Raw genomic sequence first — 20,838 nt, 5'->3', positions numbered from 1 at the left:
ATATACATCAATGTTTTATCTTACAGGTTTCCTTTCCTCATTACTTTCAGATTACTCCGGTAAAATACAAATAATATAAAGATGAGAAGCAACAGACAGATGCTAATTAAAATGCCTATTAATAAAGCCATCGATAGCTCTGTAGAATTTTCCGCTCCTACACTGTCCACTCTGTAGTGAACATTCTCTTCATCATCTGTAAATAACTGAAGCTCCTCTGCTTTCCTAGTAATGCTACTGCCTGTTTCCACCTTTTGTGTAAAAAGCTGTCCTTTCCATTTGTCATGGTCATTTGCTTTGCTTCCATCAAAAGAAATAGCACGTTTTTCTGCAGTTAAACCATCTTTCTTAGATGATTGGCTCGATTCTTTTAGAAAATCTGTATTCTTTTGATTACGACCGCTTTCGTATTCATTAGGCTGTAATCTATCAATCATAGAATCTGCCCTTGCCGTTTGCTCGGTCAGCCAACTGAAGATAGCCATGATTACAATTAAGATTAGACTAAGAAAGATATGTTTACTATATCGATTCATTTCTCGAATCATCCTCTATTTCATTGCTTTTCCATCTTTCTATAAGAATTTGTACTCCTATCAGTATCAGTAACCCAATCAATAGAATGATAGCTGCCGGAGCAAATAACGATTGCGTTCCATATTGAATAGACATATAAACTTTGGACATCGGATCATCATAACTGAAATTCGGTGTTGTTAAAGCTAATAGCGGTGTTACATATAAAATAATTAATCCGACTGTAAGGAATAAACCAAGAAGTTTTTGTGCTGCAAAACTGACTGCAATTATGCTAGAACTCACCAATAATAAAAGGATAGTAAATACAGTCCATTGCATCGTACTGGCTTGAGAGAGTTCATAGATATTTAATCCATATAAACTAATCACAAAGCCGACAATCAAATTAAGTAAAAGAAAGACGGTTCCACGGAACCACAATGGAATACGTTTAAAGTAATAGGTTGTATACCCAATTAGTAAGCTGCTAATTAAAACAATAAACATAATAACCACAGGCGGAATATTTTTTTCCTGTTTTACTTCACTTGCACCAGCTGTTAATTGTAGTGGACTAGATAAGAAATTATAAACGTCACCTTTAGAGCGTCCTTCAATAAATGCATTTTGCAGAACACTAAAGACATCATCCTTTATTTTTCTTGTTGAATCTACATTTACAGCCCATTTATTATTTAAGGCATCTGCATCTGTCTGTACAAACGAAACTTCATCATGCAGTTCATTCGTATGGTCAATAACAGTCTGCTGGTGCTTTCCTGCGTCTTTTATGGAAGAATGAATAGCATTCACTTGCTCGATGATCTGTGAATGTACCGTTACCAATTGAGTTCCCTTTGCCGATCCTGGTTCATGTGTCGTAGTTTGTTCCCCTTGCTGTATTTGCTGAAGTAATGCTTCCCCTTCTGTTTTAATCTCGGATAAATTCTGAGTTAATTCTGTGTGATGTGTGTCAAGGCTTTCCTTTGATTTAGCCAAGAATACAACAAATTGGTCTTGAAGTGCTGTTAAGCCATCTCCAATTGTCGGTATTTCTGCTTCCACATTTGTCCAGTCAGTTGTTTCCGCATCTGTTAATTGAAAAATCCTTGTAAGTTCTGTAAGGAATTGTTCGTTTTTCATTACTTCGCTCTTTGCTTTGTTCTCAGAAAGCATATTGTTCAACGTCGTTTCATATTGATCTAGATAAGCATAGTAATAGAGCAAATCCATAATATCTCCAGTAAGAAATTCCTTATGGAACCAAGTTTCAAGGATAAGTCTTCTATCCCCGGACAGTGCTGGTGATGCTAAAATTGCCTCTTCTTTCTCTTCTATTCTAGCTATAATAGAATTCATATTGTTTGTAAGAAGTGTCAGCTGTTCTCGCAATTCATCATTTACTTCTATGAGAGATTCTATATATTCTTTCAGCAATCTGTTCTCTTCGGTAAGAGAATTTTTATTTTCTGTAAGCTCTTTGATCGTATTTGCCAGCGTTTCATTGTCAGTGAGAAGTGCAGCAATTTTTTCTTTCAATTGCTGAATAATTTGATTGTTACCCTCGTCACTCGTTTTAAGTGATTGCTTCACATCCTGCAAGTTTTTTTGAATGTCCTTTAATTGTATTTCAAACTGACTCTTACTTTCATCAGGAATTTGTTGATCTGCCTGTATATATTCATGAAGTTTTTTCAATAATTCTTCCATTTGTGCTAACTGCTCTTCTGCAGACAAACTTTTCGTTTCCCTGTTTGCTCCATTATCAGTATTTGAATTTCCCTTTGTATGTTGCGTACTTTTTAATACAAACTCTTCTCCTGTTTGGTCGTCCGTATCCTTATCTTCATCAGATGTCGGCAAATTAGGAGATTCTGGATTTTCTGGCGGTGCTTCTGGTAACAAGCTACCTTCCCCTTCTGCTAATTTTTCTTTGGTTTTCACTATCTTTTCTTGAAAAGAATTCAAGGATTCTGTATCAATTAATTGCTTGTAATAATCTAGCATTCTGCTCTGATAGTCAAGAATTGCTTCCCTTTGTTTATCCAAAGCCAGTAATCTATTTTCTTTTAGTAATGTTAATAGCCGTTTACTATTGTCTAGCTTTTCATAAACGGAATTAACGTTGCTCATTAATTGTTGGTTATTCTCAGACAGAAAAAGTGACTGTTCCGCAAAATAAGGAGATGAAGCTTCTGTCGCTGACTGTACTGTAGAAAGAGCAGTAGTCTGCAAGTCTGTCAATTTTTGTTTTTGTTGTTGCTGATACTCTTCATATGCCTTGATATAGTCAACTAAACTGCTTAAATCCTCAGAAAATGACTTCATAGATTGATTCTGACTATCACTTTGCGTGCCAATTTGTTCTATAGATGACTTCATGGACTTTAATACGCCCTCTTGTTCTAAAATCTCATCAGCAAGATTCTTGGAACTTGGTTTATAGAAAGCTAGCATTGTCTGCTGAAAGTCTATTTCCTTTTGCAAAATTTCTTCAAATTCAGAGCGTACCATTTCCATATCTTTCGCTACATAATTCCAATATAAGGAACTGATACGTTCATTTGCCCGCTTTGTAGCCCTTTCTATCTCCAAATTTACTTTTTCAGTATTTACTGCATTTAACTGACTTTGAACATTATATTTAAATGTCACTTTACTCGGATTCTCTTCTTCATATGCCATCACTTGTTCAGAGAAATTAGATGGAATATAGATGACAGCATCATATTTCTTATTCCTTAATCCATTCTCTCCAGCGCTTCTAGAAACAACAGTCCACTGAAAAGAAGACTCGTTGGAGAGAATGGAAGAGACATCTCCCCCTAAAAGTCTATGTTCTCCAGCAATATCAACACCAGCATCTTCATTCACAATTGCAATTGTTTTGGTTGTATTTGGCTTCTCCAAAAATGGATGATCTCCAATCAGCTGAAAAAATAATACTGGAACACCAATTATAACAACCAGGGCAATAACCATCTTCCACAATTTCACTTTTCCCATCAAGAATATACCTTCCTCTCCATAAGCACTAAAGGAATTTGAATTTTTCTCTCAAGCCCATTTTTTACATAATATCCATAGCCAGGCTGGATTTCTGGTTCCTTACGCTCATATGACAAAGTGTACAAGGATTGTTCCGATTTCTTCATTAGCAACAATGCCTGCCTAATTTGCTTTATTTCTAAAGTTAACGGATCATAGCCTTTTGTTAATTCATTAGTACTGCCTGAAACTACAATCTGAAACCCTAAGTGACTATAATTTTTCATTAGTCTCACAATCATCTCCTGCATTCTATTGTCTATTTCCTGAAGTAATCTTCCATATCCATCTACAACAAACAACAAAGGAGTAAAGATCGGAAGTGCCTTTCCTTCTAAAATCGCCTTATCATATTGACGATTTCTTTCTAAAAGCATGGCTTCAGTAGATTCTAGCCATTTAGCAACAGTACCTCGATCTGTTAGATATTGAACCCGGTCATCTTCCGCTAAATAAGCTAACCCGCGATTGATAGAATCCCATATTCCAATTCCTTCCATACCTTGTTGGATGGCATGGTTTATAAGTAGCTTAATAACATTTGTCTTTCCTTTTTGTGCTTGGCCTAAAATCATGAAATGATTCATAGCATGAAAATCAACAAATACAGGCTGGACAGATTCTTCGTCTAAACCAATAGGTAAGAGACCGACTGAAGTTTCTTCCTTTATATATTCCTTAAAGCTAATGTTAGTTAACTCTTTTGGAAGCATTGGAACCCTTTGAGGAGTTCGACAGGATTCATATTTCTCTCGTAGATTTTGAATGGATGCCTTGAGTTCCGTTAGCTGGTCGAAATCATTATCACCAATGCAAGACAGTAAAATCTGCGTAAAATATGTGCCTTCTTTTTTTATAATAGCCCTGCCTGGAATAGGCTCGGGTTCATAAGGAATTCTTCCCAAAATAGAATAAGCTTCTGTATGGTCCATTAAGTAATGCACTATTTTCGTCTTTAAATTATTCATCAAAGATGGTCTAATGGAACTTACACGAGTAGCGCCAAAGAACATATATATTCCTAATGATTGACCATCCCGAGCGAATTGATTTATCTGTGCTTCTAAATCAGCCATTTCGTCTTTGACAATATCGTAATTATCAATCACGATAAACCACACTGGAAGCGTCTCATCATTTAGCTGATTATACATAGAGATAGAACTTACTTCTGTTTGCTGAAAAAGCTGTTTTCTTAGATTTATCTCATTCTGCAAAATAGCCATAAATTTATTGATTTTTTGCTGTTCATCCATTAAGAATAATTCACCGACATGAGGAAGTTGCTTAAGAGGCATTAATCCACCATTGCCAAAATCCATTAAATAAAAATGGACCTCTTCTGGAGAATAATTTTCTGCAATTCCCATAAGAAGAGTAATTAAGCTCTGCGTTTTTCCATAGCCAGATGTGCCAAAGACTCCAACATTTCCGTCTTCTAGCAAAGTATAGGGATAGATCGATTGACTTTGCGCTTCAGGATCATCTATCATAGCCAGATTAATTTTTCTGTAGTTCTCATCAGGCTGATAATCTGGACGATATATTCTTGGAGATAAAGGCGGAAGCCATGGACTTGATAGTTTTGTTAGCTGAAGCTCCTTTTGTAGCTCTTCTATTTTTCCCACGATAACATCAATCTCACTGCTTGCTTGCACTTTCGTTTTTTCCTGTACGGATAACTCTGATAAAGGAATTAACCCTAGATCCGATACAATTGCAATTTCATCTTCCATTTGTGAAGTATCTTCTTGATAATTCGCACCGCTCCATGCAGATTGGAATAATTCATACACCTCATTATTGCCGACTTGCAGATAGCCCCTACCAGTAATAGTAAGAGAGGCTGCATCACTGTTCTTTAAAATCTCCCTGCTGTCTTCTGCATTTTGAACCTTAAGGGCAATGCGGAAACGAGCGTTACTCCAGATTTGAGAATCAATTACTCCACCTGGCTTCTGTGTTGCCAATATTAGATGAACCCCTAAACTTCTCCCTATTCGAGCAGCACTTACCAGTTCTTTAATGAAATCAGGCTCCTCGCTCTTTAATTCAGCAAATTCATCAGAAATAAGAAATAAATGCGGCAGCGGCTCCTCAATTTCTCCCCTTTTATACATGCTTGTATAGTCATTAATGTGATTGACTTCGTATTTATCGAACAAACGCTGTCTTCGTTTAAGTTCACTTTTAATAGAAGCAAGAGCACGATTACTAAAGTTTCTGCTGCCTTCAATATTGGTAATAGTACCTAACAAATGTGGCATATTTCGAAATGGCTGTGCCATCCCTCCACCTTTATAGTCAATGAGTAAAAATGCTACTTCATGTGGATGATAATGAACTGCAAGTGATAAAATATATGTTTGCAAAAGTTCACTTTTCCCCGACCCAGTTGTACCTGCCAACAATCCGTGTGGTCCATGAGCTTTTTCATGGAGATTTAAATAGACAATATCAGACTTACCTTTCAGTCCGATTGGAGCGGCCAATGTTTTAGCAGACTCATTTGTGAGCCAATTTTCTTTAATTGGAATTTCATCAACATCTTTTGCCTTAAGCATCTCCATAAACGAAACCGTTTCTGGTATAGAATTAGTAACCCCCACCTGATGATTAAGTGTTTTAAGCATGCGGGCATACTCTTCATTACCATTTAAAGCATGATTATCCAAATTAAAAGGAATCTGCACTGCGGCTTTATTTTGGATTAATATATCGCCCTGTCTTCCGTTCACATATCGAATCAATGTATGAATATTATTTGAGAAACTTTCTTTTGCTTCACCTGCAAAGATAGCAGATATGCCCAGATGACTGTAAGAGCCTTCTAAATATTCTAGAATTACATGTTCAGCTAGGAGTTCCTGATTCGTAACAATAAAGACAAAATGGGGAGCAAAACGAGTTTTTTCATCTGTTTCTTCCACATCTCTTTCCCTGATCAATTCATAAATAGATGACAATAGCTGATCCCTCGTTTGTTCATTATAAATAAACCCTTTAGCAAAAGATTGAGGAATTTGAAAATGAGGCAGCCATTTCATCCATTCCCAATACTTATATTCCTCCTCATGAAAAATAAAAAGAAATCGTACATCATGATAACTATGAAAAAATGCAAGCTGCCCAATGATTTGGTGCAATTCTCCCTTTAATACGGACATCTTACCAATAAGACCAATGGATCCTTTCGATAAATCGGCAGTAATTGGAAGATTTTTCACATGCTGATAGGTCTTCTGCAGATGCTTTGACCTTTCAAGCAATTCATCCATCTCCCGATTAGATAAATCAGCAGAGTTTACACTTATTTGGTAACTTGCAGGAACATCCCCTGTCCCCAGTCGAAATTGTAAAAAGTCTTTACTATCTATACTTCGCTCCCAGATTCGGTCAGAAATCTGTTCCGTCAAATATTTCATTCTTTCAAAAGAAGGAAAATGAAACTCCAGTACTTGTCGCTGCTTTGAAGCTAAGGATTCAAGCTCCCTTCTTTTTTCTTCCAGATAATTAGAATAGACTCTTTTTCTTCGTTCTTCTTGCTCTTTTCTGGATGTCTTTTCTTTAAAATACTGAATCGTGGAAGTAATAATAGTCATAGAGAACATCACAATGGAAATAAGAATAAAAATTCCTCTTGGTATTAATAAAGCAACAAGTCCCATCACGATCATCATCACTAAAGGTGGAAGAATGATTAGCCATAGACTTCTTTTAGATTGCATCGATTCTTGACCTGGAAAGGATAACTGCACTTTCTCCTTAGGTAATTCATACAGCATTCTAGGTGTCCTCCGATAATTCGGATAGCGTTTCATCATCTCTGATTGAGGAAGGGAAATCTCTTTTAGAGATGACTCAAATTCATAGAAGCTCTCTATTTGAATTACATCCTGATCCATCAATGTAACATATATGCCATTCCAGAAGAGTATATCGCCAACCTCTAGCTTTTGTTTGTCTAAAACCATATGACCATTTAGATAAACTGTAGAATCTCTAGAAATAATTTCCCAATACTTCTGATTTTTTATTAAAGAAAGCCCTTTTGCGCCATGTTGCATATGCGCTTTTTTTATGTAAATAGATTTTTTTTCAAAATGGCATTCTTCATCCTTTGAAACTGGTTCTACCATACATACTACTTCAGACTGATTTCCAATATAGTAAGTTTTTTCGAGCTTCTTCCTGCTTGTCATAAACAGCGTAAGGCTTTGACTTTCCAGGCTTAGTTGATAAAACTTCTCTGTCCCCATCACAGTTTCAGTCGAATCTATCCTATATATCGCCCTGTCATCTTCCCCCACTTTTACAAGTATGGAAGAAGGGAAAGATGGAAGAGTAATATTGTCTCCAAATTCTGGACCAATGGTAATACTGCTATTTTTTGTTAATTTAATAGAATAATAGGTTTGTTCATGGAAAACAAACAGCGTATACATTACATCACCTCACAATTGTTGCTATTATTATTTTTATATTTTCTTCTTTATTTAGGATTCTGGCCTTGATCTTTTGTTGGCTGATCTTTTTTCAGAAGAGTATCCTTTTGAGAAGATTCTTCTTTCATGTCTTGCTCATATTTATTTAGCTCATTTTCAATTTTATCGATTTGTTGCTGACGCTCTTCACTGGTGAGCGAATCATCTCTCTGAACATGGGCCTGATACTCTAGCAAAGCATACATGATAAGACTGCGATCTTCTAGCAAGCGAGCATTCTCCAAGGCAGCTTCAGCGTCCCCTCTTCCAATATTAATCCAGTATTCATAATAATTAGAATCAGATTGAAGAGTAACTGTATTTTTTACAATATCCCTTTGTTTATCGGATAAGTCCGCACTATATATATAGGCTGTTGCTAATTCATATTGCGCAACAGTCGGCAAACTATCAATATCATATGATTCGAGACTAGTGATTACATCACTGTAAGCATCCGCTAAAAAGTGTTGTTGGGCATCCATTATATGATTATGTTTTGGCTGGAGAAAAAACAGGGTATAGATAGAGTAAATAATTGCTGGTACTAATAAAATACTAGTTGCCCAAATGGCATATTTCATCTGCTTCCACTTATTTTTCGGAAGTTCGACCAACTGTTCATATTCCTTTTTTTCCTGTAAAAAAGCTTGATCAAGAACAGCTTGCAGATCATCATAATTATTTGCTTTCATAATCGCAACTGCTGCTTCACTTAATTTCAATGTTTCATAATAGGCAATATATTGTTCAAAGGAATATTGGTTATCAATCAATGCTGCTGTCATTGCTTTCAGCTGCAGCCATTCTTCCTCCCTATTATCTTCATATGGAGGAATACTTTCTTTTACTCCATAATGGAGGAAATAAGGCGCCAAACCTTGATCGACAGCAATATTTTCTGGACATATAAATAAATGAAGACGGGATAAGGAGTGATTGCGGACCTTTTCAAGCAATTGATGAGCAATTATGTATTGTTCCTTTTTTTTCAAAGAGAAGATTCCTTGATTATAAATAAAAGACTTAGGCAATTGAACCTCTATCTGTAATAAATCCTCATGTTTATTAAGAGTTCTCTTAACTTGACTATCTATATCTTCTAGAAAAGCTGCTTCCAGCAAATGATTCAGCTTAATTTTCTCAATTTGAAAATTAAATATAATTCGCTGGTCTTCCTTCTGGATAACAGCATCCAGCTTTTTTTCCATATATGATACATGTTCATTTGACATACTTGCTGTCTCCTTTATAATATTTGAATCTTGTCACCTGTCATTATTCCGATATCTGCTAACCGCTTTTCTCCAGAAAAAACTCTCTTTTTATTCATTACCTTTATCCAATATCCATTTCTTGGTGTATCTAGCCTGTTAGTTGTCTTCCAGGCAATATCCACTAACTTCTTCACTGAATGATAATCAGAGAGTCGAAGTTCTAAATATTCTCCATTATATTTAGAAAGATCTACCGTTACTTCAATGTACATGTCATCACCTCTTAAAAGAAAAGAGCGCCTCCATTTACAGAAAAGCGCTCTTAATAAACCATATTCAATCTTTCAATCTTATCCTCGAATCTGATTTGCAATTTGAGCGTCTGCATCTTCCAATGCTTTTGCTGTACTTTTTAATTGAGAAGAAATTTCTTCAAGCAACTGCTGCATATCTACAAAGGATGGTCTTAACGATTGATATTGTTCGCTAAACGCTCTGCTTGACTGACCTTCCCACATAGTTTCTAATTCTTGAATCATGTTGTCTAAGCGAGAAATTTGATCTCCCACTTGACTTCCTTCACTAGAATAGCGATCGGCCATACCTACTAATTCTTCTGGTGTAACGCGAATGATCCCTGACATATTATCTCTCCTTTTGTTTTTTATATATAACACACAATGAATGACATTATGCAGTTACCACAATTAAATAATCTTTTAAATTATATTCATTTTATAAACTAACTATTATAATCTACTAATGGCATGAAATTAATTTTTCTGGTAGTCAATTTCATATTTACTTGCCAACTTTTTCATCTCTTCATGATAGCTATTAATTAGTTCAATGTATTCTTGTCCTTTTTTGTTTGACTCTTCAATAAGTCCTTTATCCTTCTTTTCTAGTGCCTTTTTCTCTAGTATTAAAGCTTCATAGTAAGTGCTAGTCGCTTCTTTGATTTTTGATTTCATTGGCTCTAGCTCTTCAGTAGACACTTGAAGGTCCCTCGCTTCATTAACAGCTTTTTCATAAGTAGGAATGACCTTACTTGTCAGCACCTCATATAATTCCTTATCGGAATTATAATTATCGCCAGAAACGGTCGCTAATTGCTGATTCGCTTCTGTTTCATATGCTATTATTTTTTGGATGTCATTGTTAATAAAATCCACGATTTCCCCTTGTTTGTCTTTGTAAGAAATTTCTTCTTTATTGACATTTCCTTTTGTCTCTTGCTTTTCTGAAGTAGATGAATCATTGCTACAGCCAACAAGCATCAATACTACAGTGATTATGCTGTATAATAGTTTGGTCAAGATGCGATACCTCTTCTCTATTCTATGATTCTATCAATGTAGGATCATTTTTTATAAACGCATTCCGGCGTTTTAGATACTTCTTCTTTTGCACCAATTTAATAATGGTCATCATCAACAGCCCGACAATAATTCCTGATAATGCATAAAGCTTTACGATAAAAAGCAAAATAATATAAACAAAGAAAATAACTAAAAATAGCGAATAGATTACTAGGAGCAGAGTATTAAAGACCTGAAGCTGAGCTATTCTGCCTTTTTCCTTTGCATTTGTTCCTGAATCTTTCTTCAAATTAGCTAAATAATGAAATTCAGACCATATAATATGATATGGTTCCCCAAAAAAGCTAACTATCTTTTTCATCACTTTTCATCCCTTAGATGAAAGGAATTTAACTTTTCTCTCATTAATTTTTCTCCCTCTGATTCCAATCCTTTAAAGATGACTTGTTTGATTTGCTCATGATTGAAAAAAACATTTGTTTCATCAGAGATATGTCCTTGTGGATAAGGACATGCCACATATTGCCAAATTTTGTTTTTCTCTGCTTGTTGCTGCATTCTCCCATAAATCATCAAAGGCTGTGAAAATATATCGAGCAATACAATTGTTCCAATCGGCAATAATTCGGTTCCTTTATCAATGATTAATGAGTTGACCTCTTGCGACATAGTACTTTCTCCTTTTATTACTGGATTTCTTTATTCCTCTTTTTCAAAACTTATGCCTATCTTTACTCCTAATAGCAAGCGAAGATCGAGAACAATTTCTTTCCCTACTTTTGCCTCTCCACCTATCCCGACAGCAGAAGCGCCTACAGTCCCTTTAATCGTATAGTCTGTAAAAGGGATTGGCGCTATTCCCGAGACTTCTCCTTCCGCTACGGAAGCTTTTGCTCCAAAGCCAACGGAACTACCATCAACCCCGGCAAAGGCATTTGCTTTTAGAATTTCCCCTTTGGCTTCTAATCCAGTACTTCCTACAAAGTCGACCTCTTTATCTATCTGAGATTTTACTTGTGCAGTATAAACAGACCCACCTGCTTTAGCAATCGGCAGAATACTGCTTCCTCCAACACTTGCCTGGCCTTCTGCAAATAAAATATCTTGGCTGAAGCTACTATCCAAAATAGTTGTATCATATTCTAAGCCAGCATGAATGCCCCTGAAAGAACTAGCGCCACCAAGCTGGCCACTTCCATTTTTGAAGTCATCGAAACCAGACCAGTCATTTTCTATTTTTCCAAGTCCGCCTTCTGCTGAAAAATCCCCTTTTGTCACTTTGTCTCCGACTAGAAATCCGTCCTCATTAATTTCCTTATCTACTTCCTGCTTCTCTGATGATGAAGTATAATTTAATCCCAGCCATCTATATGGATATTGTCCATATGCATCTAATAGAAAGATAGATTTTTGGGAATCGTTACGATAAGGAGGGTTACTGTCAAATCTACTGTTAGATGGCTTTATACTAGAAACCAATAAAAAATGGCTAGTGCTTGTTAAAAGGTTGTATGGACTGAAATGACGAATCAGTTCAGGATTTAAGTTAACATTTGTATTTAGCTCTGATAAATAACTTTGCATGATTGCTAAGTCACTTTTTATTTCATTAAAGGAATCAGCATTTTGCCGATCTATGGTTTCAAGCTGATTAATTGTTTCCGCTATTTTATTTTTAGCATTTTTAATCTCGCTATTAAACATGGAATCATCAAGACTAGCTAAAGAAATAATATCTGAAATTTTTTCCATTACACTATTTCCATCTGCGATAACATCATTTGTATAGTTTTGTACGGACGTTAGGCGGTCTGAAAGCTCTTCTTGTAAAAAACTCTGTCGAATAAAACCATCTTCATTTGGCTCAAAAGAATTTATTGCCTCTCTGCATTTAGATATTTTTTCTTGATAATCTTGAATAACTTGTTTTAGTTTCACTAGAAAAGGCTTATGGCTTGATTCATAAAAGAATTTGATTGATTCAGCACCTTTTCCATGAAAGGAACCATCCAAACCTACTAATTCCATCACAGATTGTTCTAAAGAATGAATCTGCTCTACCTTTTCTTTAAAGGATTTTATCGTTTGGTCTAAATACTCTTCTAAACTTGCAACCTCTAATACTTTCATCTTAATACCTCTGAAGAAATAACGTCTCTCAGTGCTTCATCTGTCTCCCTCATTAATGTTACAGAATCTCTTACTGTATTTGCATTTTTTAGCAAAAGGGTTTTATATTCATTCATTATTTTTACAAATGATGCATTCACTTCTTCTAGTTCCGTTAATAAATCTAACTTATTATTCTTAGCATTATTTTCTGGCAGATTTGCTTGAAATGCAGTTATGTTAGTATCCATTTTTTTTAAAACACTTTCTATCCCACTATAATCAAACTTTATTTCTCCCATATTTTCACCACAACTTTACTACTAAAATTTAGAAAAAATAAATAAAATTATCTGCAGTAAATACCCTCATTTAATAATAATTCCATCTATTTCTTTTTCTGTTTTCTTTTCATTTCCTTTTCTCTTTCTTCTTCGAGTTCATGGATCGTATGTCTTATGCTGTTCATTTCACTTTGCAGACTGTTAATCTTTTCATTGATTTCAGAAATCCTATTAGGTAACTGCTTTATTTCAATATCTTGATATTGTTGAAAAGCTCCCTTTGTTCTTATATTTTCAAATTCTACAGCTAATGTCCCATGCCAAGTTGAAGCTGATAAATCTGGCTTGACAACATTATCACTATAACTTGTCATTTCATGCTTGATAGCCTTCAGATCAGATTTCCCATTCTTTAGCCTGCGAAGCTGGTCTTCCTTCTCTTGCAACAACCCATAATAATAGAATATAGACAAGTAAGATCACCCTTTCTGGTGCTATTCGTCTTAATAACTATGTATTTTTCCTTACGTGATGACGCCTTCTCAAAACCCCTTCTTTTTCCAATCTTTCTCATTATAACACGCCTAAAATATGGAATAATGAGAAAAAATATCTAATTATTCCATATTTATATTAGGTAAATAGAAGTAAATTAATTTGAAATCTCTGTATATGTAAGTATCTAATAGTCTAATTGCATACTGAAAGCTCAATCTGTAAATAAATTCCTTATTCTGCAATACCCTGTTTTTTTAGTTTTAAACATAAAAGTGAAAAAAAGGTCAATTGGAATAGATACTCTTCCTATTAATCAAAAAACAGGAAGTATCTCACAAAACTGCTTTCTATTATGAAATCGCGACTGTTTATTGGAATTGTGAGGATTGGGTACTGAATACATTTTAAATAAAAATTAAAAATTGCCAATGAATGAGAAATCAATTCTGCACCCTATCTCTTTTATAGTTCTAAAATTTCTCTTCATCCTAAACTTGCCAACAAAGCCATCATTCCTTTGTAATACCATGAATCAACGATGGCCATAGTGAGCTCATCCGCTCATATGCCAGCGCAAAAACACTTAAAATATTTCAATATATAGGAATACTTTCAGGATTTTTACCAATGATAAAATAGATCAGAAGTTATATTCCTCAAGGGAGTTTCGAAAATGGTATTAAAAGAAAAAATTTCTTTAAACCAATTATTCCACATTGTTATTGGATTTAATTTGGGGAGTTCTCTTATTATCGGGATTGGGATAAATGCAAAACAGGATGCCTGGATTGCTGTTTTATGCTCTTCCATTATTGGCATTCTCATCGCATTATTTTATTACCATTTCCAAGAAATATTGCCCAATAAACATTTTTCCGAAATACTGGAATACATATTAAATCGTCCCATTTCTATTTTTATTACATATATCTATACACTCTATTTTTTTATTTAGCCGCTAGGGTTATTCGTGATTTTGGAGAATTAGTTACAACCTTTATTCTCCCTAACACTCCAATAGAAGTTTGCAGCTTAAGCTTTGTGATCATCCTTACATATATCATATATTTAGGGGTGGAAGTGCTTGGAAGAGTTACAGAAGTATTTACACCATACTCTATTCTTTTTATTATCCTTGTGACCATTCTATTATTTGGTAATAACGATATAAAATTAGAGCGAGTTACTCCTATTTTAGCTACAGGGGTTAAACCATTGTTAAATACCATTTTCCCATACGAACTGATAAGGCCATATGGTCAATTATTCGCTTTAACATTTTTATTTTCTCATTTACCTAAACAACAATATGCAAGACACACATTAGTTTATTCTGTCCTTTCATCAGGATTTTGGTTAACAATAGGAACCTTCATTGTGACTACTTCCTTAGGTCCATACGTTGCATCTCGTAGTACTTTTCCTTTTGTAAGTGCAACAAGATTAATTAGTATAGGTGATTTCTTACAAAGGCTAGATGCCTTCGCCATATTTATTATTGCATTAGGTGTAGTAATTAAAATTTGTATTTTTTCCTTTGCTGCCTTAAAGGGGCTGGAATATATCTTTAAGCTCCCTTATCGCGTATTAGTCATTCCAATGATGTGTATTTTAACCATCTGTTCATCTTTGATTAGCATAAACTTTTCTGACCATATTACTGAATCAATAACGGTAGTTCCCTATTTTTTAAGCTTACCTTTATTTTTTCTTCTTCCGAGTTTATTTATGGTATTAGCCTTAATAAAAAAGAAAAAGGATGCTTAGACAAGTATCCTTTTTTGAATAGTTATATTGGCAAGATATGTGAAAAAAAGCACCTACCTTGCATAGAAATTCTATTATATCAATGTTAGTTGTGCCACACATTCTACGTGGCTTGGGTGGTGATCGCAGACATATTGATGTGGCAATATTTACCGTAAATAGTTATAGGCTCCAATTTGTTAACTTAGTTCCTTTTTAACCACCGCCAACGCAGACGCAATAACTTGGTGCATATCAAAATACTTATACATCCCGAGTCTGCCTCCAAAAATGATATTTGGATGTTCCTCAGCTAGTCTTTGGTACTTTCTATACTTTTCATTATTTTTGTTATCATTTACCGGATAGTAGGGTTCATCCCCTTCTTCCCAGCCTTTTGGATACTCCTTTGTAATCACAGTATTGGGTTGGTTTCCAAATTCAAAATGTTTATGCTCAATGATCCGGGTAAATGGAGTTTCAGCATCGGTATAATTGACCACTGCGTTTCCTTGATAATTTTCCTGATTCAATATTGAAGACTCAAAATGTAGGCTTCGATATTCTAACTTACCGTATTGATAATCGAAAAATTGATCAATCATTCCTGTATAGATAATTTTAGAATAACTCTTTACGTATTCATCTTTATTTGTAAAAAAGTCCTGATTAACCTCTACATCAATCAATTTACTAGACAGCATCTTTTCAATTATCTGGGTATATCCACCAATTGGAATTCCCTGGTATCGATCATTAAAGTAATTGTTATCGTATGTAAATCGTACTGGTAAACGTTTAATAATAAATGATGGCAGTTCAGTAGCCTTACGTCCCCATTGTTTCTCTGTATATCCTTTAATTAGTATCTCATAAATATCCGTACCTACAAGCGAAATGGCTTGCTCTTCGAGGTTTGTTGGATTCCCAATATTTGCGTTTTTTCGTTGTTCTTCAATTTTTTTCTTTGCTTCTTCTGGAGTAGCTACTCCCCACAATCTATTAAAAGTATTCATGTTAAATGGCAAGTTATAAATTTCCCCACGATAATTAGCAATCGGGCTATTTGTATATCGATTGAATTCTGCAAATTGATTCACATAGTTCCAAATTTCCTTATCATTTGTATGAAAGATGTGTGCTCCATATTTATGAACATTGATGCCTTCTATATTTTCGGTATAAATATTTCCTCCAATATGGTTACGCCTCTCAATGACTTTTACACTTTTTCCTTTTTTAGCTGCCTCATATGCAAACGTGCTTCCAAACAATCCTGAGCCTACTACTAAATAATCAAACATCATACATCTTACCTCCTGAAACTACACAACGTTCTTATTTACTATTTCCTGAATTTAAACGGATGTACTCTTAAAGTAAAAATAGCTGCCTATGATATTCTCATAGAAAGCTATTTTCAAATCATTAATTAAATCCAACCAGCTTCTGTGAGAGCTTATATGCACCTACAGAAATACTTCGCCCTGGTCGGCCAGGTAGATTCATTAATTGCCCCATCATTCCATACCGTATTTCACGGTACAATGCCAAGTCTTTTTCCTTTATATATCTCCATAATTCCTTTTTCTTTTGAAGATTCTCAGCTGTTCCTGATCGTATTAAAAGGATGGCAGAGATGACCGTAACAATTTCGAGATGGTGTAATAAATATTGACGAAGATTTGGATTCGCTATTTCGTCTAACTGAACAAGATCTATCATGAGTTTATTAACTTTTATCTGCTGGTCTATTCTTTTAATCATGATGCTTTCATGAACAGATTGATCTTCTCTACCAATATAGTATCTATAAAATTCAACATTTATATAGTACATGGTCTTTACATGTTCTAGTGGAACATACACAAACAGATTATCAACATAAAATGTATGTTTTGGAAGCTCTAGCCCACTTTCCTTAAGCAATTGGGTTCTATACATGAGTGAATGCATTAAAAGGTACTGACCTTTACGAAACGGTTGAATATCATCCCATGTAAATATTTCGCCTACTGGGAGAACATTTTCATACTTCATTACCTTTTTATACTTTGCGCCTTCTTTTTCATAGACAAAATTACTAATGACCATATCCACTAATTTGTTGCCAGCAACAAATTCATTAAGCTTTTGTAAGATTTTGAGATAAGCTTTCGTGTCAACCCAGTCATCGCTGTCAACTACCTTTAAATAGAGACCTGACGCATGGCGAATTCCTGCATTTACAGCTTCTCCATGTCCCCCGTTTTCCTGGTGAATAGCTTTTATAATAGTCGGGTACATTGCAGCATACTCATCTGCAAGGACTGCTGTTTGATCAATGGAACCATCATTTACTATCAGCAGCTCGACACTTTCGCCACCAGGTAAAAGGGATTCGATGCAATATCTCATATATTCTTCTGAATTATAGCAAGGAATGACCACTGATAATACTTTCATACGAACACTACCTTTACTTTTCTTGTTTAAAAATGATTTTAAAAATTGGAAAGAACACCCAGAATGAAATTGCACTATTAATAATCATGGTAATCACGTCAGCCGTTGTTTCACCAACAGCCCCCATTTCCCATGTATTCATCAATAAATTATATATTGGAGCTTTATAGAAACCTTGTGCAGCTGCCGCTCCTATGGTAATCACAATATATGCTACTAGATACCAAAAAGCAGCGGTCCAAATATTGCTGTTTGATTTAAATGTAATACTTCTTTGTGCAAAAAAGTTAAGAATCTGTGCGATTGCTATCGTAATTTGAACTGCAAGGAAATAGGCAAGCCCACCTCCACCTCCTGATGCAAGTGAGCCTGCTGCATAGTCAAATACATAATAAGGTGTACCATCAAAATTATGACCAAACTGTAAAACCTGAAAACTTGTAGATACTAAATCTGTTTTTGCAAATATGCTTTTAAAAACAGGCATAAAAACAAGTTGTAATACAGTGATCCCATTACTCAACATAAAAAACACAAGGAATTGTGCAATATTAGGATGCTTTTTCTTATAATTTTTCCAAAAACCTATAGGTCCTGAGAGTTTTTTAGGCTTCTCTGTATTTAAGTTGCTCATATATTTTACAACTCCTTTGCTGTTCCTGCTATGGTTTTTTCTGTTTTATCAGCCTTAAGCATCCTACTACGTTCCTTTAACACATGTCTAAGCCCCTTAAAGAATTGACCATTAACAATCATTAGGATTCCATCTAACATAGGCATATTTATAATTCCGCCAGTCATTCTGGCCACTCCTCTAAACGGCATATGGTAGATAGACATCATAATTAAATTCGCAGTACTTCGCTTTCCAATTTTCCGTAAAAACCAATGAGCAAATGTAATAACATGAAACGCAAATCGAGCAAATCTACCCTTTGCATACTGACATTGTGCAATTGTATCATTGTAACCAAGTGGCTTGGATCGATTCCATTGCGACAACGGGACTTTGTGACCAAGTAGGTTTTCAAATTCCCCTACACTCACACTATTTACTTTTCCAGTGTAATAGGAGGGTAGTTTCATTCTATCATAAGGAAGTGGTGCTCCAGTACCTTTAATGAATTGAATATCTACCAATCTAATATCTTCACTTGAGGCACCAATCATGATCTCATAATTCGCTTCTTCAATTTCCCATTTATTTGTTTTCACATTGAAATAACGGAAGGTTTTATCATCAAAAGGAATAGCCACTGATTTTGTTTCACCTGGGTGTAAGAAGATTTTCTTGAATCCCTTTAATTCTTTGTTTGCTCTAAAAATAGCACCTGTTTTGCATCCAACGTATAGCTGGACAACTTCCATTCCAGCACGATTCCCGGTATTTGTTAAATTAAAGTTAACTCCATCCTTATTAACCTTGAGATCAGAATACTCAAATGTTGTATAGCTTAGCCCATAACCGAACGGAAAAAGCACATTTACATTTGCTATATCATAATAACGGTATCCAATAAAAATACTTTCTCGGTATTCTACACTTACTTCCTTACCGGGGAAGTGATAATAGGATGGTGTATCCTCGTATTTTAGTGGATAAGTTTCTGCTAGTTTTCCTGATGGATTTACTTCGCCAGACAGAACTCTAAGAATCGCTCTCGCTCCTGCCTGTCCCGCTAGATATCCATGTACCAAGCCTTTTACCTTATTAATCCAAGGCATTTCTACAACAGCTCCACATGATAAAACAGCGACAATATTGGGATTTACTTTGTACAAAGAATTTAACAGGTTAATCTGGTTTTCCGGTATCTCCATGCTTTGTCTATCTAGACCTTCCGCTTCTGTAACCTCATCTAGACCAATATATAAAAGAACAACATCTGCATTTTTTGCAAGTTCACATGCATTATCTATTTTTTTCTGACTCTTCCTACCGTATCGGTTAAAACCAGGTTCAAAACCGATACTAGTAATTCCTGCTTCCTCAAGATAATCTAATGTTTGATCCAAAATAGTTGGATTCACGATTGATGAACCTGCGCCTTGATATCGTGCATTTTTTGCAAAGTCTCCGATTACTGCAACCTTTTTATCCTTCGATAAAGGTAATATATTTTCCTCGTTTTTAAGAAGAACGATTGATTCTTCTGCTACTTGTTGAGCAACCATATGATGTTCGTCAACACTAAACTCTTTTTGAGGTTTACTAAAGGCTTCGTTAGAAGTAAAAATTAAATCTAATAATCGATTTACACATTCATCTAAAACTTCTTCACTCATTGTTCCATCTTTAATAGCTTGAATAATTTCTTGATTTGTTTCACCGGCTGTTGTAGGCATTTCTAATTCATTTCCTGCAATTAATCCCGCTACGCGGTCATTGCTTCCACCCCAATCGGTAACAACAACACCCTCATAGTTCCATTCATCTCTTAAAATGTCGCGCATAAGGTGTAGGTTTTCATTGGTATAGGCGCCGTTCAGCATATTATAAGCAGACATAACTGTCTTTGTTTTACCCTCTTTAATGGCAATCTCAAATGCAGTTAGATAAATTTCCCGTAATGTTCTTTCATCGACAATCGTATCAATCGACATCCGTCTTTCTTCCTGATTATTAGCAGCAAAATGTTTTACACAAGCTGAGATGCCATGTGTTTGAATTCCTCTAATCATACTTGCCGCCATTTTCCCCGCAAGATACGGATCTTCACTGAAATACTCAAAGTTTCTTCCAGCCAATGGATTTCTTTTCATATTGATACCAGGTCCAAGTAGGACATTTACTTTTTGTGCAACTGCCTCTTGGCCAAGATTGTCTCCAATTTTTTCTGTTAATTCTTCATTCCAACTGTTTGCAACTGTCGCTGCTGTTGGAAAGCATGTCGCTGGAATACTTTCATTAAGTCCAAGGTGGTCTGCTGCTTCAGCCTGCTTTCTTATCCCATGAGGTCCATCGGCAAGAAACATATTTGGGATGTTTAGTCGCTCTATATCCATCGATTGCCAGAAATCTTTCCCTGACATTAAAGAGGCTTTTTCTTCTAAGGTCATTTTTTTAATCAAGTCTTTATATTTCATGATCAATTCCTCTTTTGTGATTAGGCGGTACCCGAATCTATACGGCCTAATCACATATTTTTAGTATTGTTATAGCTAG

General features: G+C 35.2%; 16 protein-coding genes and 1 pseudogene. 1 reads left to right on the top strand and 16 read right to left on the bottom strand.

Annotated features, from left to right (window positions below; translation table 11 throughout):
* Positions 1 to 20 precede the first annotated feature (20 nt).
* The 12 genes from essA to C2I06_RS22610 form a co-directional block, all read right to left on the bottom strand.
* A complete protein-coding gene (essA, locus tag C2I06_RS22665; RefSeq protein ID WP_164463764.1) occupies positions 21 to 536 on the bottom strand; it encodes a type VII secretion protein EssA in 516 nt (171 codons plus the stop codon).
* Positions 523 to 3,525: a type VII secretion protein EsaA gene (esaA, locus tag C2I06_RS22660; RefSeq protein ID WP_123258911.1), complete on the bottom strand. Its 3,003-nt coding sequence runs from the start codon at positions 3,523 to 3,525 to the stop codon at positions 523 to 525. The genes essA and esaA overlap by 14 nt, the downstream gene beginning before the upstream one ends.
* Positions 3,525 to 8,012 (bottom strand): type VII secretion protein EssC, encoded by a 4,488-nt coding sequence (gene essC / locus C2I06_RS22655; RefSeq protein WP_123258910.1) that lies wholly within the window; start codon positions 8,010 to 8,012, stop codon positions 3,525 to 3,527. The genes esaA and essC overlap by 1 nt, the downstream gene beginning before the upstream one ends.
* A 47-nt stretch (positions 8,013 to 8,059) precedes the next feature.
* A complete protein-coding gene (gene essB, locus C2I06_RS22650) occupies positions 8,060 to 9,286 on the bottom strand; it encodes a type VII secretion protein EssB (RefSeq protein WP_123258909.1) in 1,227 nt (408 codons plus the stop codon).
* Positions 9,287 to 9,300: 14 nt separating this feature from the next.
* Positions 9,301 to 9,540 (bottom strand): ESX secretion system protein YukD, encoded by a 240-nt coding sequence (gene yukD / locus C2I06_RS22645; RefSeq protein WP_123258908.1) that lies wholly within the window; start codon positions 9,538 to 9,540, stop codon positions 9,301 to 9,303.
* Positions 9,541 to 9,618: 78 nt separating this feature from the next.
* Positions 9,619 to 9,912, bottom strand: a complete 294-nt coding sequence (locus tag C2I06_RS22640; protein WP_095330795.1) for a WXG100 family type VII secretion target — start codon at positions 9,910 to 9,912, stop codon at positions 9,619 to 9,621.
* A 129-nt stretch (positions 9,913 to 10,041) separates the two neighbouring features.
* Positions 10,042 to 10,587, bottom strand: a complete 546-nt coding sequence (locus C2I06_RS22635; protein ID WP_095330794.1) for a hypothetical protein — start codon at positions 10,585 to 10,587, stop codon at positions 10,042 to 10,044.
* A 22-nt stretch (positions 10,588 to 10,609) separates the two neighbouring features.
* The gene (locus C2I06_RS22630) at positions 10,610 to 10,951 is read right to left on the bottom strand and encodes a hypothetical protein (protein WP_095330792.1); all 342 of its coding nucleotides are present in this window, start codon (positions 10,949 to 10,951) and stop codon (positions 10,610 to 10,612) included.
* Positions 10,951 to 11,259, bottom strand: coding sequence for a DUF4176 domain-containing protein (locus tag C2I06_RS22625; protein WP_095330791.1), 309 nt, complete (start codon positions 11,257 to 11,259; stop codon positions 10,951 to 10,953). Before C2I06_RS22625 ends, C2I06_RS22630 begins: the two co-directional genes overlap by 1 nt.
* 30 nt (positions 11,260 to 11,289) lie before the next feature.
* The gene (locus tag C2I06_RS22620; protein WP_095330789.1) at positions 11,290 to 12,720 is read right to left on the bottom strand and encodes an LXG domain-containing protein; all 1,431 of its coding nucleotides are present in this window, start codon (positions 12,718 to 12,720) and stop codon (positions 11,290 to 11,292) included.
* Complete coding sequence (locus tag C2I06_RS22615) at positions 12,717 to 13,001, bottom strand: DUF5344 family protein (RefSeq protein ID WP_095330787.1); 285 nt, start codon at positions 12,999 to 13,001, stop codon at positions 12,717 to 12,719. The genes C2I06_RS22620 and C2I06_RS22615 overlap by 4 nt, the downstream gene beginning before the upstream one ends.
* Before the next feature lie 86 nt (positions 13,002 to 13,087).
* Positions 13,088 to 13,456 (bottom strand): YwqH-like family protein, encoded by a 369-nt coding sequence (locus C2I06_RS22610; protein ID WP_095330785.1) that lies wholly within the window; start codon positions 13,454 to 13,456, stop codon positions 13,088 to 13,090.
* 698 nt (positions 13,457 to 14,154) lie between these two features.
* On the opposite strand from C2I06_RS22610, the pseudogene C2I06_RS22605 reads away from it, so the two are divergent.
* Positions 14,155 to 15,248 (top strand): annotated as a pseudogene (locus C2I06_RS22605) (GerAB/ArcD/ProY family transporter).
* A 179-nt stretch (positions 15,249 to 15,427) separates the two neighbouring features.
* Here C2I06_RS22605 and glf read toward each other — a convergent pair.
* The 4 genes from glf to C2I06_RS22585 all read right to left on the bottom strand — a co-directional run bounded on the left by glf (position 15,428) and on the right by C2I06_RS22585 (position 20,759).
* Positions 15,428 to 16,531 (bottom strand): UDP-galactopyranose mutase, encoded by a 1,104-nt coding sequence (gene glf, locus C2I06_RS22600; RefSeq protein WP_123259202.1) that lies wholly within the window; start codon positions 16,529 to 16,531, stop codon positions 15,428 to 15,430.
* Positions 16,532 to 16,655: 124 nt separating this feature from the next.
* A complete protein-coding gene (locus C2I06_RS22595; RefSeq protein ID WP_123258907.1) occupies positions 16,656 to 17,672 on the bottom strand; it encodes a glycosyltransferase family 2 protein in 1,017 nt (338 codons plus the stop codon).
* Positions 17,673 to 17,685: 13 nt separating this feature from the next.
* A complete protein-coding gene (locus C2I06_RS22590; protein ID WP_123258906.1) occupies positions 17,686 to 18,306 on the bottom strand; it encodes a hypothetical protein in 621 nt (206 codons plus the stop codon).
* 5 nt (positions 18,307 to 18,311) lie between these two features.
* Positions 18,312 to 20,759 (bottom strand): beta-glucosidase family protein, encoded by a 2,448-nt coding sequence (locus C2I06_RS22585; RefSeq protein ID WP_123258905.1) that lies wholly within the window; start codon positions 20,757 to 20,759, stop codon positions 18,312 to 18,314.
* Positions 20,760 to 20,838: the final 79 nt, after the last annotated feature.

Source organism: Niallia circulans (genome assembly GCF_003726095.1).
Classification (GTDB): domain Bacteria; phylum Bacillota; class Bacilli; order Bacillales; family Cytobacillaceae; genus Niallia; species Niallia circulans_A.
Note: the sequence above shows the minus strand (reverse complement) of the source record. Positions and strands in the feature narration are given on the sequence as shown.